General features: G+C 55.9%; 16 protein-coding genes, 1 pseudogene and 1 riboswitch. Of the genes and pseudogenes, 8 read left to right on the forward strand and 9 right to left on the reverse strand.

The window, feature by feature from the left end:
- Positions 1-79: 79 nt before the first annotated feature.
- The 3 genes and pseudogenes from M2Q46_RS18785 to M2Q46_RS12055 all read right to left on the reverse strand — a co-directional run.
- Positions 80-190 (reverse strand): annotated as a pseudogene (locus M2Q46_RS18785) (ESPR domain-containing protein); the annotation flags it as partial.
- Between the two features lie 278 nt (positions 191-468).
- Positions 469-1,248 (reverse strand): DNA-binding response regulator, encoded by a 780-nt coding sequence (locus M2Q46_RS12050; RefSeq protein ID WP_302357308.1) that lies wholly within the window; start codon positions 1,246-1,248, stop codon positions 469-471.
- 330 nt (positions 1,249-1,578) lie between these two features.
- Positions 1,579-2,454, reverse strand: coding sequence for a phosphorylase (locus M2Q46_RS12055; protein WP_302357309.1), 876 nt, complete (start codon positions 2,452-2,454; stop codon positions 1,579-1,581).
- Positions 2,455-2,571: 117 nt separating this feature from the next.
- Here M2Q46_RS12055 and M2Q46_RS12060 point away from each other — a divergent pair, with 117 nt between their 5' ends.
- From M2Q46_RS12060 to M2Q46_RS12075, 4 genes are all read left to right on the forward strand, one after another.
- On the forward strand, positions 2,572-2,949 hold the full coding sequence (locus tag M2Q46_RS12060; RefSeq protein WP_009462650.1) for a RidA family protein: 378 nt from the start codon (positions 2,572-2,574) through the stop codon (positions 2,947-2,949).
- 92 nt (positions 2,950-3,041) lie between these two features.
- A complete protein-coding gene (locus tag M2Q46_RS12065; RefSeq protein ID WP_115635281.1) occupies positions 3,042-3,539 on the forward strand; it encodes a RidA family protein in 498 nt (165 codons plus the stop codon).
- Positions 3,540-3,684: 145 nt separating this feature from the next.
- Positions 3,685-4,035, forward strand: coding sequence for a CidA/LrgA family protein (locus tag M2Q46_RS12070; RefSeq protein ID WP_009462654.1), 351 nt, complete (start codon positions 3,685-3,687; stop codon positions 4,033-4,035).
- On the forward strand, positions 4,035-4,769 hold the full coding sequence (locus M2Q46_RS12075) for an LrgB family protein (RefSeq protein ID WP_302357310.1): 735 nt from the start codon (positions 4,035-4,037) through the stop codon (positions 4,767-4,769). The genes M2Q46_RS12070 and M2Q46_RS12075 overlap by 1 nt, the downstream gene beginning before the upstream one ends.
- A gap of 20 nt (positions 4,770-4,789) precedes the next feature.
- Here M2Q46_RS12075 and M2Q46_RS12080 read toward each other — a convergent pair whose 3' ends face one another.
- The 4 genes from M2Q46_RS12080 to M2Q46_RS12095 all read right to left on the reverse strand — a co-directional run bounded on the left by M2Q46_RS12080 (position 4,790) and on the right by M2Q46_RS12095 (position 8,533).
- Positions 4,790-5,407, reverse strand: coding sequence for a trimeric intracellular cation channel family protein (locus tag M2Q46_RS12080; RefSeq protein ID WP_009462658.1), 618 nt, complete (start codon positions 5,405-5,407; stop codon positions 4,790-4,792).
- A gap of 8 nt (positions 5,408-5,415) precedes the next feature.
- Entirely contained in the window at positions 5,416-6,645 is a 1,230-nt protein-coding gene (locus M2Q46_RS12085; RefSeq protein ID WP_080655531.1) for a muropeptide transporter, read from the reverse strand.
- Positions 6,646-6,662: 17 nt separating this feature from the next.
- Positions 6,663-7,292, reverse strand: coding sequence for a methionine biosynthesis protein MetW (metW, locus tag M2Q46_RS12090; RefSeq protein WP_009462662.1), 630 nt, complete (start codon positions 7,290-7,292; stop codon positions 6,663-6,665).
- On the reverse strand, positions 7,289-8,533 hold the full coding sequence (locus M2Q46_RS12095; protein WP_035269235.1) for a homoserine O-acetyltransferase: 1,245 nt from the start codon (positions 8,531-8,533) through the stop codon (positions 7,289-7,291). The genes metW and M2Q46_RS12095 overlap by 4 nt, the downstream gene beginning before the upstream one ends.
- Positions 8,523-8,601, reverse strand: a riboswitch (SAM riboswitch). It overlaps the preceding gene by 11 nt.
- Positions 8,602-8,804: 203 nt before the next feature.
- Between M2Q46_RS12095 and M2Q46_RS12100 the strand changes: the two genes are divergently transcribed.
- Entirely contained in the window at positions 8,805-9,080 is a 276-nt protein-coding gene (locus M2Q46_RS12100; RefSeq protein ID WP_009462666.1) for a response regulator transcription factor, read from the forward strand.
- Here M2Q46_RS12100 and M2Q46_RS12105 read toward each other — a convergent pair.
- Complete coding sequence (locus M2Q46_RS12105; RefSeq protein ID WP_026484092.1) at positions 9,010-9,540, reverse strand: hypothetical protein; 531 nt, start codon at positions 9,538-9,540, stop codon at positions 9,010-9,012. The genes M2Q46_RS12100 and M2Q46_RS12105 overlap by 71 nt on opposite strands.
- Positions 9,541-9,734: 194 nt before the next feature.
- On the opposite strand from M2Q46_RS12105, the gene gshA reads away from it, so the two are divergent.
- Entirely contained in the window at positions 9,735-11,318 is a 1,584-nt protein-coding gene (gshA, locus tag M2Q46_RS12110) for a glutamate--cysteine ligase (protein WP_302357311.1), read from the forward strand.
- Positions 11,319-11,498: 180 nt separating this feature from the next.
- On the opposite strand, the gene M2Q46_RS12115 is transcribed toward gshA, so the two are convergent.
- Positions 11,499-12,563: a bifunctional transcriptional activator/DNA repair enzyme AdaA gene (locus M2Q46_RS12115; protein ID WP_083054285.1), complete on the reverse strand. Its 1,065-nt coding sequence runs from the start codon at positions 12,561-12,563 to the stop codon at positions 11,499-11,501.
- A 194-nt stretch (positions 12,564-12,757) separates the two neighbouring features.
- Here M2Q46_RS12115 and M2Q46_RS12120 point away from each other — a divergent pair, with 194 nt between their 5' ends.
- Complete coding sequence (locus M2Q46_RS12120) at positions 12,758-14,812, forward strand: TonB-dependent receptor (RefSeq protein ID WP_302357312.1); 2,055 nt, start codon at positions 12,758-12,760, stop codon at positions 14,810-14,812.
- Positions 14,809-15,585, forward strand: a complete 777-nt coding sequence (locus M2Q46_RS12125) for a class I SAM-dependent methyltransferase (protein WP_060186157.1) — start codon at positions 14,809-14,811, stop codon at positions 15,583-15,585. Before M2Q46_RS12120 ends, M2Q46_RS12125 begins: the two co-directional genes overlap by 4 nt.
- Positions 15,586-15,971: the final 386 nt, after the last annotated feature.

A 15,971-nucleotide genomic window follows, 5' to 3' on the forward strand; every position in this document is an offset into this window, starting at 1 on the left:
AGGAAAGTCCACCCAGGAGCAGTAAAGACAGAACAACTGAGCGCAACTGCAGGACCGGTCGCAAGCCTGCAAAAACTGGCGATGCACTGCACCCTGCGCTGCTGCGCTTACCGCAGGTTTTGGTATTTTCCGCAACAGCCACAAAGGTTGCTGTCCGCTCGTTCCAAACCGACTTATAGATTCTGTTCATGATCTGTTCGCTTACAAAAGTAATTAGTCATGTCTGCCCCCCTGAGCTCATTCCTCGCGCTGGCGTAACAAAGTTTCAAGGCACGGCACAGCCCCTCACCTCGTTATGGCGATAAATTGAAATTTATTACTCAGAAAAGTCTTACCGAACCCCTACACCTATTCGGATATTTTTTATTCTCTTACCAACTTTTAATAATTACTTTTGAATTTTTACGTTAGCCGTTTGAATTATTGAAAAACATGAACATTCATTGAATCATCAATTTAAATTTAGTTCTAAATATTAGTTCTGTTCTGCTGTCTGTAGGCTGAGGGTGACAAGCCGCTGTACTGCCTGAAGGCAGTAGCAAAATTGGCAGGGTTCACATAACCGGCCTCAACCGCCACATTCGTGACAGCTATATCCGTGCCCCTGAGCAAATGCATGGCATACCTCATCCGGCTGGAACGCACGTAATCATGCACAGTCAAGCCGCAGCTTGTCTTGAAAAACTCATTCAGGCGTCTGCCCGTCGTCCCGAACAAGTCGGCCAGACTCTCTGTGCTCAGGGGCTCAGACAGATTGTGAAGCACGTACTGCTGCACAGCCTGCACCAAATGATGGCGCACCTGCAGCCCATGACAAGCCTCCAGGCTAGAAGGGGAATCATGAGAACCACCCGCTTCAGGCATCTCCTTCAAACTCAGATGCAAACGAATCCGTTCCAGTACCAACTGCACATTCGTTCGATAGTCGATGAAGTCACGAGCACCACTGCGCAACGCCATCAACTGGCTGTCAGCACACGACAAGGCCGACAAAAATACGACAGGGATAGCCGCCGTCTGCGGGTTGGCGCGCAACAGACGCATGAAAGAATCCCCGCGCAAGCGAGGTAGATGATATTCACTCAAGATGAAATCAGGCCGCAGAGACTGGCATCGAGCCAGACCTTGTTGCGCATCCAGCGCAAAACTGATTCGACCAAAATTAGTGCGTAATAAAACCAGCAAGTCTGCAACACCGGCCGGTTCCGGAGCAATAAATAGAATATGAGCTTCAGACGAGACGTGCATAAGCTATCCACCCAAGATCAGACAGGCCGTATTACTCCAAGTTAGAACAGATTCTAATAATCAAGAAGACTCGCTTATAAATGAGCTATTTTTTTTAAACCCTCTATTTAATTAATTTCCAAAAACAAAAGTTACATTATTTCAATTTTTTTCTTTAAATACCCCTTAATTCCTTATCAAACCGCAACGAATAGAAATTAAACCTCCATTAAACATCTATATTTTATTTTTGTTTCCAAAGAGTAAATATGGATTCATAAAGCTACAAAAACCAAATAAAAACCCCGCCGTAGCGGGGTTCATCGTATCCAGCAGGGTCAAACCCAAGGATCAGGCGCGACGAGCATAGCCTGCACGAGCCAGCACACCCAGTGGGCCAATTTGGCGGACCAGATCTATTTGCTCGGGGGTACGCACATAAATGCAGCCTGCATACGACAGTGCATTGACCGAAATACCGTCAACTAACTCCACGCTGCGAGGCACCACCAGCATCCACCCCTGGCCTGCCAACATATTATGTGGCGGCAGCAAGCCATCTTCTGCCGTTTCCAATCCCAACTCATTGCAGGCAGTTCGGTACGAACTCAAAAGACTGGCTGCCAGGACTTCCGGCTCCTGCGCATCCTGCAAACGCACAAAACAGTGTTCAAAAGCCAGCGCGGGATGTTGATGCGCACTGCCTGCCGCAGCCTGGGTGGGGAGCTTGTCCAGATACAGGGCCAGCGAGCCGTTGCTAGCCGCCTGTGGAATCCATTGTGTATGTTTATGACGCTGACTGGCCCCAGCCGGGCCACCGCCGTTATAAAAGCCCAGACCGCCTTGCACGGCCAGGAAATCCGCCAGAATTCGGAAATCAATCTCGCGCAACGGGCTGAGCTGCTCGGAAAACACCTTGTCGGCCAGCACAAGATGCAGATCACAGACGGCAAACTTGTTCAGCACGATATTGTGCGTACTACTGGCGTCATCCACTGTCAGTGCCGGGGCAGGTGGCAAAAAGGGATTGAAATTGGGGTCACGTGGACCACCTGGAATCGAGACGCTGGCGGCATCCTTGGCCGCCAGAGTGGATACCCAACGCACAAAAAATGTCAGTCCCTGATCGTGCATCAGCTCTTCCTGAGCTTGCACGGGCAACAAATCACCGCTGACCAGCGCGGCCTGGCTTAGTTGGTCCAGGCGTTGCAAAATTTCCTTGCTCACGTCGTCTCGCTCCTCATTTGAAGTTGTATAGTGACGCCTTATTGTAGGCAAGAGACGCGAATAAACGCGCATTGCTGCCTAGTCCGAATTTTCCACCATCCCTATCAGGAGTATTCCATGTCCGGTATCCGCCGTATTGCCAGCCCACTGCCACTGCCCTTCTCGCGTGCCACCATGGCTGGCGGCTTTCTGTTCTTGTCCGGCCAGATTCCTTACGACGCCCAAGGTGAAGTGGTGCGCGGTTCCATCCAGGACCAGACCCACGCCGTATTTGATCGCCTGATCGAAGGCCTGGCTCTGGCTGACGCCACCCTGGCCGATGTAGTCAAAGCCACTGTCTGGTTGTCCGACATGGCCTTGTTTGCCGACTTCAACAAAGTCTACGCCGAGCGCTTTGGCGACACCCTGCCTACCCGCTCGCTGGTTGAAGCCAAGCTGGCCAAAAACGTAGACGTAGAAATCGAAGTGCAAGCCTGGCTGGGCGATCGCGCCTAAGCAGCCTTAAGGCCGACGGGCCGTCACACAAATTAACGGTGCCTGGCCCTGGCTATGGCACACTGAATTCCCCTAGTCCAAGGAGAATCCTGATGCGTTTTTTTGCTTCGGCCCGTCACATTTTGCTGGCTTGTTCTGCCTTAGGTCTTGGCGCCAGCAACCTCGCCTATGCCGCCAACACGGGCAAAACCGCAGAACCGACTGCGATCAAACGCTATCTGGGCGACTCGGACATGCCTTTTTCCCGCGCCGTGCAGGCCGGGGACTTTCTATTCCTGTCGGGACAAATCCCGCTGAATGAAAAAGGCGAAATCATACGCGGCAGCATTGAAGATCAAACCAATGCCACGCTGGACCGGATTGAAGAGACCCTGAAGCTGGCAGGTGCCGACTTCAGCCATGTCGTCAAAGCCACGGTCTATTTATCCGATATTGCCTTGTACGAGCAATTCAACAAAATCTATAAAGAACGCCTGGGCAGCAACTTCCCGGCCCGCTCTCTGGTACAAGCCAAACTGGCGGGTGGTGTGGATGTGGAAATCGAGGTTCAGGCCTGGATGGGTGCGCAAAACAGCCCCGCCAAGCATTGATGCAGGCCACTTACTATAGGCAATTCGATATAAGCAGCACGCTTACAGCCTGGCTATCTTGTATGGCACACTAACACCCTTAGCCAGACCCTTTACCCACGCCAGGCTTGCCGCCTGGCGTTTTCGTGCCTTTACGGAAACTCTCATGATCTACGCGATTACTGCCCTTTTCGCCTTTCAGCTATTAGGCGAGATCCTGGTGCAGACCTTGTCCTTGCCATTGCCAGGCCCTTTGGCCGGCATGCTGCTTCTGACTGCCGCCTTGCTGATTCGAGGCGGCGTGCCCAGCTCTTTGGAGAGCACGGCCAGTGTCATGCTGCAGAACCTGATGCTGCTGTTCATCCCCGCTGTCACTGGCGTGATGTTGTATTTTGATCGGGTAGCCGAGGAATGGCAGCCCTTTTTGATCGCCACCCTGGGCGGCACCGTCATCACCATGGTGGTCACAGCCCTGGTGCTCAATCGTCTGCTTAAGAATCGTCAGGAAGAAGAATAATGACGGACGGACTTTTTCAAATCTGGGTCTTTTTATCCAGCTCGCCCCTGCTGTGGCTGACCTTGACCTGCTCGGTCTACGCAGGCTCGGTCTGGATGTACCGCCAGTCGGGCAGTAGCCCCTTTTTGTTGCCGATTCTGGTCTCGGTCATTGTGATTGTGGCCCTGCTCTTGCTGACCCGCACGCCTTACCCCGTTTACTTTGAAGGGGCCAAGTTCATTCACTTCCTGATTGGACCGGCAACCGTCGCCCTGGCTGTACCGCTCTACAGTCAACTGCGTCAGCTGCGCAAGATCTGGAAGCCGCTGACCATTGCCCTGATCATTGGCTCGGTTACCGCTATTTTCAGCACGGTCCTGATTGCCTGGGCTTTGGGCGGATCAATTGAAACCATCATGTCGGTTGCCCCACGCTCGGCCACCATGCCGATTGCCATGGCCCTGGCAGAACAATTTGACGGTCAGCCTTCCTTGGCTGCTGTGGCGGTTGCCATTACCGGGATTGCGGGCACGATCATGGCGCGCCCGCTGTTGAACTTGCTGCGTATTGATCGCCCCGAGGCTCGGGGCTTTGCGGTGGGTGTAACGGCACATGCCATTGGTACGGCACGTGCCTTGCAGGTTCACGAAACGATTGGGGCATTTTCCGCCATTGGCCTGAGCCTGAACGGGATCATGACCGCCGTGCTGGTTCCTTTTGTTCCTATAGTCCTGCGCTGGTTAGGCGTGGCCTGACCCGGCAAGACAGGCTGGCTCTAGCGCCACTCGTCTCGATAGACGAAGCGGGGCATCTGCCAATTGCGGTGCAGAGCCAGCATACGGAAACTCAAGCCGATAATCATGGGACCCAGCAGGGTCACATACGGGTGCCAGTCCAGATGCTGAGCACCCAGATACAAAGCGCCGGTCAGCATGGATACGCTGGCATACATCTCCTTGCGTAGCAGCAAGGGGATGTCATTACACAAGATGTCGCGCAAGACGCCACCGGCACAACCGGTAATCATGCCGCTTAGCAGCACCACCGTAATGGGCAGCTTCATTTCCAGCGCGATCTGACAGCCAATCACGGTAAAGACCACCAGTCCCATGGCATCGAGCAGCAGGAACAGGCTGTGCAAACGCCGCATGATCGGAGCGATCAAAGCCGTAAGAATGGCCGCCCCTGCCGTGATCCAGAGGTATTCAGGATGCTGTACCCAAGTCAGCGGGTAATGCCCTAAAAGCACATCCCGCACCGAGCCACCGCCCAGAGCGGTGACACAGGCGATGGTACAGACCCCCACCCAATCCATGTCACGACGGCCCGCGGCCAGCGCTGCGGTCATGGCCTCTGCAGTGATGGCGATAATGTAGAGAACAAGTAAGAGCATGATATTTTTTACGCATCAAGCTGTTGAATAAGACCCCGATAACAACGCAGCATCAGCAAGCCAGGCACAGCAATAAAGACGGTACAAATAAAAAAGCCTGGCCAACCCAGGGATTCGACCAGCACAGGCGTCAGAGGCCCGGCCAGATAGGTACGCCCCACTGCCGACAGGGCCGACAGCAGCGCAAATTGAGTGGCGGAATAGGTCCGATTACACAAAGCCATCAGCAAAGCGACAAAAGCCGCTGTGCCCAGGCCACCACACAGGTTTTCCAGACCGACCACAATCCCCATCAGCCACATGGATGGCGCGGTTTCAATCGCGATCAGCCAATAGCCCAGGTTGGAGACGGCCTGCAAAATACCAAAAATCATCAAGGCCCGGTATAGCCCCAGACGGGCCATGATCGCCCCACCCATCAAGGCTCCGACGACCGTAGCAGCCAGACCAAACACCTTATTGATAGTGCCGACCTCGGACAAGGTAAAGCCGGCTGCACGAATCAGAAAAGTGGTGGACAAGGCACCTGCAAAAGCATCACCCAGCTTGTAGAGCACAATCAGCGCCAGAACACTCCAGGCACCTGGACGCGAGAAAAAATCGGCCAAAGGCGCGATCACGGCTTCTGACAAACTGCGTGGTGGACGGCTTTGTTCCTGTGGGTCGGGTGAAATCAGGGTCACCAGCGCGCACAGCGCCATGAAGGCACCCATCAGAAAATACGTGTTGGACCAGCCCAGCCAGCGGTCCGCCAGAATCAGGGCCAGGCCGCCGGACACAATCATGGCAATGCGATAGCCCATGACTTTGACCGCCGCCCCCGCCGCTCGCTCATGTGCTTGCAGCACGTCCGTGCAATAAGCATCGAAGGCTATGTCCTGCGTGGCCGACAAGAAGGCCACCCACACGGCCAGCAAGGCCAGTGCGGTCAAATTCACCGAGGGAGAAAACAGGCCCATGGCCGCAATGGAGGCGGCCAGCAGCAGTTGAGTGACCAGGATCCAGCCGCGCCTGCGCCCCATGAACGGCGGCGCGTAGCGGTCAATCAGGGGAGCCCAGAGAAACTTCAGCGTGTAGGCCGAGCCGACCAGGGTCAGAAAACCAATCTCGGTCAGTGAAACATTTTCAACGGTTGCCCAGGCCTGCAAGGTGCCTGAAACCAGGGCCAGAGGCAGGCCGCTGGCGAACCCCAGAATCAGCAAAGGCAAGACTCGGGGACTGGTATAGACACGTGACACGTCAGGCCTTATTAGCGCTAAGCAGCAAGAAAATGGGGAGACTCGAAACGATACATGGCCAAGGTACTGCGCCAGCCCGGCAAAAAACGCACCGTGTCGCGACCATTGAAGGCAGCACGATCAAGAATACGTACGCCCACCGCCTGGGCCAGATCCTGAAAGTCTTTCATGGTGCACAAATGGATGTTGGGCGTGTTGTACCACTGGTAAGGCATTTCGCCCGTGACTGGCATGCGCCCGCGCAAAATGCTCCAGCCATGCGGCCAATAACCGAAGTTAGGAAACGAAACGATACCATACCGTGCCACCCGCGCCATCTCGCGCAGGATGTGCTCGGTATGGTGCATGGATTGCAGTGTCTTGGACAGGACAACGGTATCGAACTGCTGGTCGCTGAACAGCGCCAGGCCTTTTTCCAAGTCCTGCTGAATGACATTGACGCCACGGCGTACCGAAGCAATCACAAACTGATCGTTCAGCTCCACCCCCGTTCCGACAACCTGGCGCGTGTCACGCAGATGCGCCAACAAGGTGCCATCGTTACAGCCCAGATCCAGCACACGCGAACCTGGCTCAATCCACTGCGCAATGCGCAGCAAGTCCGGTCTTAACATGGCGGCATCCACCTGAGTTTGCGGCTTAGTCATTCTGCCAACACCCCTGTAGTACGGGTGCGCGCAGGCAAGCCCAAATTAGCGGCAATCTGGTCATAGTATCCCTGCACAACGGCATGATAACGAGGGTCCTCAAGCAGGAAAGCATCGTGTCCGTGCGGAGCATCAATTTCGGCGTAAGTGACCTCACGCTGGTTGCGCAACAAAGCCTGCACGATTTCGCGCGAGCGCTCGGGCGAGAAACGCCAATCCGTGGTGAAAGACACCAGCAGGAATTTGGCCTGCACCTTTTCAAGCGCCTTGACCAGGTCCCCCTGGTGCTGACGCGACGGATCAAAATAATCCAGCGCACGGGTGATGATCAGATAGGTATTGGCGTCAAAGTAACGCGAGAACTTCTCGCCCTGATAACGCAGATAGGACTCGACCTCGAATTCCACGCCGTAGTTGTAGTGGTACTCACCGCCCTGGGCTGGGGCACGCTGGTTGCGGCCAAACTTCTCGGCCATGACGGTGTCGGACAGGTAGGTGATGTGGCCCACCATGCGAGCAACACCCAGGCCAGCCTTGGGCACCACCCCATGTTCGTAGTAATTACCACCGTGAAACTGCGGGTCGGACAAAATGGCGCTGCGGGCCACTTCGTTAAAAGCGATGTTCTGGGCCGACAGGCGCGGGGTACTGGCAATGACCACGCAGTTTTCCACGCGCTCCGGGCAGCTGATGGCCCAGCTCAGGGCCTGCATGCCACCCAGGGAGCCACCCATAACGGCCGCAAACTTGCGAATGCCAAAGTAGTCGGCCAGACGGGCTTGGGCACGCACCCAGTCTTCTACCGTCAAAACGGGAAACTCGGAGCCCCAAGGTTTGCCAGTAGCCGGATTGATGCTGGACGGGCCGGTAGAACCAAAGCAGGAGCCGATATTGTTGACCCCGATGACAAAAAAACGATCCGTATCAACGGCTTTGCCGGGGCCGACCATATTGTCCCACCAGCCAGTGCTTTTAGGATCGTCGTCGTAATAACCGGCAACGTGATGCGAGGCATTGAGTGCATGACACACCAATACCGCATTGTTGCGCTCTTCGTTCAGGGTGCCGTAGGTTTCGACCGCCAGCTCGTAGCTGGGCAGCACTTGCCCGCTGCGCAGATGCAGGGGTTCGTCAAAGGCAATTAGTTCGGCATGTACAGGGCCCACAGAACCTTCGGGGATCAAACCGCAGGATGGGCTAAGGGCGCCAGTGTCGGCGCTAGGGACGGAATCAGTGGCCATCAGGACCTCTTTAGCTGGATTTATGGAGCGCCCGCAAGCGGATCAGGCAAATCGGCGCAAAACGTATAAGACAAAATTCTAGCATCGCTGCGGCGCGGCGTCCAAATCGACCAGCCAGGATCGATTCAGAACTCTGGGCAACGGTAACGTCATAGAAAAGACAATGCTTTGATTTACATCATTATTTTCATGCACATTTGTCTGCCAGCTAAGCTAAATTTGAGTACATTGGCCCGACGTCTACCACGAATGCATGAGGAATGGCTTTACCGTGACGCACTTAACTTCACGCGAGCAGTCCTGCCTGAACTGGGCTGCCCATGGCAAGACCAGCTGGGAAATCAGCATCATCCTGGGCATTACTGAACGCACGATCAACTTCCACTTCCAGAACGCCTACGCCAAGCTTGGAGTCTATAGCCGCCAAGCTGCCATTACCCTGGCCTTGCAACAGCACCTGATCAGCGGCGACCCGGCTAGCGAGCTAAGCCGTCAAAGAAAACCTTTGCCTGAGCCGCGTCCGGGGCCTTCCCGGAATCCGTCATAACAAAGCCCTGCACCAGCCAGCCCGGCTCCATGCGTATCATCGCTTCCAGGCGCAAGGCCACACCGCCCACATCGCGCGTCATGAAGAAAATCTGTCCGGGTGGCGGCAGTTGTATCTGGTTTTTCTCGCTGACTTGCCCATCGGGTATGAATTTCTCGCGCAGGGAATCGTGCAGTGCCTCGTACAAGCGTTGGCGAGCAGCCTCGTCCTGCTGCAGTTCCTTGGGCAAAATCACATGGCCCACGGTGTAGCTTTGCCCACCCGCCGTGGCGGTAGTCAGGTAAAAATCCAGTTGATGCTGCTCGAAATCCAACAGTCGGTGACTGGTCGTGGGCTTGCCGGGCAGCATGGCCGACAGGCCCGTTTGTTCAAGCTGAACCTTGCGCCAGTTAAACTCTGGGCTGCAGGCTGCCAACATCAAGAAAGCCGCCAGTACCGCGGTAATGCGCCTGATCATCATGGTGCTAATCCCATATCCCGTTTCATGCTTTTCATCGGCTGACTAAACAGCCGTCTTATACTCGCCCTGCCCGATACGCCTTTTGGCGCAACTTAACAAAGCAAGTCTGGTCGGACTACTATTTATAGACGGGGCCAGGCCCCCTTGAACAGTCCCGTATCTTGCACCCGATTTCGAAAGTGGGAAACACCACCATGAACACCAGCCACGAACGCCGCCTTGCCCTGCAACAGAATCCCGAGATTTTGACGGGAATCTTGCGCGGCATCGAAAAAGAAGGACTGCGCGTCGATGCGCTGGGCCAATTGGCAAACACCCCCCACCCGCAAGCCATTGGGTCGGCCCTGACCAACGGCCATATCACGACCGACTACGCCGAGGCCCTGCTGGAGCTGATTACCGAGCCGCAAGCCCGGGTCGAGGACGTGCTGCAGGAGCTGACCGACATCCACACCTTTGTGGCCGGCAAGCTGGACCAGGAGATTATCTGGAACCAGTCCATGCCCGCATTGCTGCCCGCCGAAAAAGACATTGCCATTGCCTGGTACGGCAAGTCCAACACGGGCATGCTCAAGCATGTATACCGCCGTGGCCTGGCCGAACGTTATGGCAAGCCCATGCAATGTATTGCCGGCGTGCATTACAACTTTTCCCTGCCTGATGGCATCTGGCCCTTGTTGAATGTCTGTGGCGACAATCTGCAAGATCAGCGCTCCAATGGGTATTTGGCGTTGATCCGCAACTTCACGCGCTATTCCTGGTTACTGATGTACTTGTTTGGTGCCTCGCCCGTGCTGGATGCGAACTTCCTGCAAGGTCGCCGCAACAATCTGGACAAGATCGACGAGGACACCTTGACCATGCCCTGGGCAACCAGCTTGCGCATGAGCGATCTGGGCTATCACAACAAGGAAGCCCAGGCCGAGCTCCAGCTTTGCTACAACGACCTGGACACCTTTGTGATGCGCATGTATCACGCTGCCGTAACTCCTTGGCCGGATTACGAAAAACTGGGTACCCACCGCGATGGCGAGTGGATTCAACTCAACACCCATATCCTGCAGATTGAAAACGAGTACTACTCCAGCATTCGTCCCAAGCGCACCACCCAGCGCAGCGAGCGCCCGGCTACAGCCCTGGCCCAGCGCGGTGTGGAATACATCGAAGTTCGTTGTCTGGATATAGACCCTGAATCGCCTACTGGAATTTCCGAGCAAACCTGCCGCTTCCTGGATACGTTCCTGCTGTTCTGTGCCGTGCAAGACAGCCCCTTCTTCCCGGACGGCGGCTACTGTCAGGACAGCAAGAACAATTTTGCAACCGTCGTGCGCGAAGGCCGTCGCCCCGGCTTGATGCTGACCAATCAGCAAAAAGAGAGCGTCAGCCTGCAAGACTGGGGCCACGAAATTCTGGAATCGCTGCTGCCTTACGCGCAAATGCTGGATCAGGCCCTGGATACCCAAGGTCACACAGAAGCTGTGCAAGCCCAAATCCGCAAATTGGAAAACCCGGAACTGACACCGTCGGCTCAACTGCTGAGCCGTTTGCGCGAAACCGGTTTGAGCTTTCACGACTACGCCTTGCAACGCAGCCGCGAGCATCACCAGACCTTGCTGGCCCATCCATTACCTGCCGACAAGCAAGCCGCTTTCGAACAACAGGCCAAAGATTCTCTGCAAGCCCAGATTGATATCGAAGCGCAGGATCAGGAGTCCTTTGAGGACTACGTCCATCGCTACGAACGCAATCTGATTCCGCCTGAACTGGAAAACAGCTAACGTAGCTTAAGCACCCCGCTGTTCTGAGCCTCCCCAAACATCTGGATAAAATCCGGATTTTTGGGGCTTGTTCATTGGGCCTTTGTTATTTATGGATCCTGGCTTGGCATCCTGTACCAACACACAAGAACAGCCTGTTTGATCTGAACACCCCATTCCTGCCTCTGCTCTGTTGGGCTGTTACTGCTTTACTCTCTTGAGTTCCCGCTCAATCTCGATCAAACGCTGTTTACGCCACAGTCCGCCCCCATAGCCGGTCAAGGAACCATCAGCGCCGATCACACGATGGCACGGAATCATCAAGGCAATCTGATTCGCCCCATTCGCCCGCGCCACCGCACGCACAGCACTTGGCCGCCCTATCTGGCGAGCAATATCGGAATAGCTGCGTGTCTCTCCAGCCGGGATGCTTTGCAATATGCGCCAGACCTCTTGCGTAAAGGCACTGCCACTGGTCAAAGCCAGGGGCGTCTTAAAGCAATCCGATCGTGCGGCAAAATAATCAGCCAACTCGGCAGCCGCCTGCTCTGAAGGCGGCATCACGCCAATACCAATGCCATCCTTGATCGAAGCCTGCAAACGTTTGAGTTCAACGGGCAAGCCTTTTCGATCTACGAACTCCAGCAGATGCAAATGGCTTTGGCTACTGACCACAACCATGTCTCCCAAAGGCGTGGGTATCCAGCTAGCCCGAAGCAAGCCACCCGTCCGCAAGGCAGCAGGCGCACAGCCGAGCAAGCGGGCAAAGGCAGCCCGAAACGCACTGGCAGACTCAAAGCTGGCTTGATGCTGCGCGGCAATCACATTGCCACCCGTAGCCAAAGTCTCGAAACCCTCGCGCAGACGACGCTGCCTGGCCATTTCCAGAAAGGTCATGCCAAAGTGCCGTTTGAAGCTGCGGCGCACCGTAGACAGGTCATAACCCATACGCTCCAGATGTCCTTCCGACCATCTCAGGCCCGGCTTGGCGTCCAGCTCTCGCAGCAAAGCGGTGATTGTGGGGTCTTCCAAAGCCGCAGCTTGCAGCGGATGGCATCGCTTGCAAGGTCGAAAACCGGCCTGGATGCATTCGCCAATAGTGGCATGAAAGATGCAATTTTCGGCCTTGGGCTTTCTGGCCGGACAAGTCAGACGACAAAACACCCCCGTGGAAGACACGCAGACGAAGGCTTGACCGTCATAGCGTTCATCTCGGGTCAGCAAGGCTGTGTACAGGGTCTGGAAGTCGGGAAGATCAAATAGCATGTCGGATTTTTACTCCGAAACACCAAAACAGACAGACGATTTTCAGGCGTCTATTTCAAGATTCTCAATTTTTTGATGGGCAGGCCGCTGTGCCAGCGTGGTCAAGACCCCTGGAGCTGACATAGTTTTTTTACTAAACCAGAAAATTATTGTTATGTTATAACATCTCGAAAATTAACAAACCGGAAGATGAGATGCGTTTCCAACCCCGCCCCCTGCCACTAGCCCTGGCTCTGCTTTTGTGCGCCTCTGCCCAAGCCAATGAAATTGAAGAAGCTATCCCTGAACTGGCCCCTATCCGAATCTCTGCCAGCCCCCTGGCCTTGCGACAAACCGAGCTGGCCACCGCCAGCACGGTCCTGCAAGGCCCCAAACTGGATTTGCGCCGCAGCAGCACCTTGGGTGAATTGCTGGACGGTGAGGTCGGCATCCATGTAGACAGCTTTGGTAGCGGTGCCAGCCGCCCCGTCATTCGCGGCCAAACTGCACCCCGCGTCAAAGTTCTGAGCGATGGTGCAGAGGTCATGGACGCCTCGGCCATCTCGCCCGACCACACCATCACGGTCGACACCTGGCAAGCGGATCGCATTGAAGTGCTGCGCGGCCCATCGGCCCTGCTTTACGGTGGCGGTGCTATTGGTGGCGTGGTCAACGTGCTGGATCGCAAAATCCCCACAGCCATCCCCGAAAAAGGTTTTGAAGGCTCGGTACGTGCCCAGGGCTCCACGGCTGACCGTGGCAGAATCGGCGCAGTCGAGATGACAGCCGGCGAAGGCAATATCGCCTTGCACGTAGAAGGTGCCTCGCACCGTAGCCGCGACTATCGCGTCCCCAACTGGACCGATGGACGCGTCAAGGACTCCGACTCCAGCACGGACACAGGCAGCGTTGGCCTCTCCTTTATTGGGGACCGTGGCTATATAGGCGCGGCCTACTCCTACCGTGAAGGCAGCTACGGTCTGCCCGGTCACAGCCACGAATACGAGGACTGCCACCCGCACGGTGCCACTCTGCATTGCGGCGGCCACAGTCACGATCACGGCCATGACCACGATCATGGCCACAGCCACGGACATGATCACGAACACTCGGCCACCGCTCACCTGCGTACTCAGCGTTTCGATATCCGTGGCGAACTGCGTGACCCTCTGCCCGGCTTCAAACGGGCTCGCCTGCGCGCTGGTGCGACCAACTACCAGCACGTTGAAAAAGATGGCGATATTGATGGCACCCGCTTCACCAATCGCGGTTACGACACGCGCCTGGAGCTGGAACACAACCCTTGGGGGCCGTTTGAAGGGGTCATCGGCCTGCAAACCAGCCAGTCTGATTTTGCGTCCCGCGACGGTGCTGAAAACTTCATTCCGCCCACCCGTACTCGCAGCCAGGGCCTGTTCCTTCTGGAAAGCGTGAACTGGGACGACTGGCGTCTGGAACTGGGCGCACGTCAGGAATGGCAAACCGTCACGCCCGACTCGCAAACGCTGGAACGCCGCAAAGGCACGGCGACCTCCTTCTCTTTAGGTACGGTCTGGGACTTTGCGCCTGAATACGCCGCCAGCCTGTCCGTGTCCCGCTCTCAACGTCTGCCTACGGCTCAGGAACTGTTTGCCAAAGGCGTGCACTTTGCCACGCTGAGCTATGAGCGTGGCGACCCAAACCTGGATCGTGAGACCAGCCATACGGTGGACCTGGGGCTACAAAAACACCTGGGCGATCTGCGCTTTGATCTACGTACCTTCTACACCCGTAGCTCGAACTACATTTATGGCCGCAGCCTGGACCGTCACGAAGACTTTCAGCTGATTCAATACAGCCAGGACAAGGCCCAGTTCTGGGGCCTGGAAGCAGAAGCCTCTTACCCCGTCACTTCCTGGGCCTCGGTCAGCGTGTATGGCGATCTGGTGCGCGGTAAACTGCAAGACCCTGGCCGCAACCTGCCCCGCATGCCCGCCGCCCGCCTGGGTATTCGCACGGATCTGAACTGGCAGAACTGGTCCGGCTTTGTCGGCTACACCCACACCTTTGCCCAGGACCGACTGGCTGAACATGAAGAGCGTTCGCCGTCTTACGGTTTGCTCAGCATGGGTTTAAGCTACCGCCTGCATATGGATCAGAACACCTACACCCTGTACCTGAGAGGAAATAACTTGCTGAACAAGTTGGCTTACCGCCATACCTCCTTTATTGCCCGTCAGGCCCCGCTGATGGGACGCAACATCCTGGCCGGGATACAGGTGGAATTTTGAGCAAGACCGCCATACACACGGGTAGCCGTCTGTACCAGGTCGTGGCCGACATGCAGGGCGAGCGCCCTTGGGGCAACTTTCTGGATGCGGGCACCGGCAAGGGTTCGCTGCGCTGGTTGCTGACGCTGGACACAGAACGCTGGACGGCCATTACCGCCTCTCCCAGCATGGCCGAGCAAGTCACCCGTGAGCTGGGCGATCAAAAACGCCCCGAGGACCGACTGCTGGTGGGCAACTGGAGCGACCCTGAATTTTTGCAGGGCGAGCGCTTTGATACGGTTCTGGCGGACTATCTACTAGGTGCCATAGACGGCTTTGCCCCCTACACCCAGGACCAGTTGTTCAGCCGCCTGCGGCCGCTTACCGGCCAGCGTCTCTACATTATTGGTCTGGAGCCCTACGTGCCCTATAGCAGCACGGACCCGGCGGGCAAATTGATTGTGGAAATAGGCCGTTTGCGTGATGCCTGCCTGCTGCTGGCAGGCGAGCGCCCGTATCGCGAGTACCCGATGGACTGGGTCCTGCGCCACCTGCGACAGTCCGGCTATCGCTGTGTGGATGCGCAGCGCTTTGGCATTCGTTACGGCGACAGCTTTATCCACGGTCAACTGGATATGTGTGACGGGCGCTTGCGCCGTCTGAAGGACCGCAACCTGGCCATGGCTTTGTCCGAGCATGTCCAAGCTTTGCGCAAGCAAGCTCTGGCCTTGAACCAGACCTTGGGTGGTCTGCGTCATGGCCACGACTATGTAATTTGTGCCGAAGCTGTTTAAAAACCAGAAAGCTGCTCAGGAAAAAGCAAAAGGGGCTTCGGCCCCTTTTGTCTTGCATAGACTGCGATGGCAGCACATCTGGTTGTAGCGACGGCCACAAGTTCAAGACTCCAGGCACTGCCTGTCCAGACATCGCCTATACGCCTGATCGTCGTCCCGGCCAAACTCCCAAGCGCAAGCTCGCCTGTCAACGCAGGCAAATACGCAATTTCGTCCCAGGCCAAATGATCAGGATCAATAATTAGCCCACTTCACCTGAGCCGCGCATGAGGCCGTGTTTTGACAAACAACAGACACAAAAAAAGCAGCCTTTGGCTGCTTGCATCGCGACACTTTATAACTGGAAATTCAAGCCAGGTCTTGAAAAGCAGCCCTAAAGAGCCGTA

The organism is Alcaligenes sp. YSL9 (genome assembly GCF_030515105.1).
In the GTDB taxonomy this organism is placed as follows: domain Bacteria; phylum Pseudomonadota; class Gammaproteobacteria; order Burkholderiales; family Burkholderiaceae_B; genus Alcaligenes; species Alcaligenes phenolicus.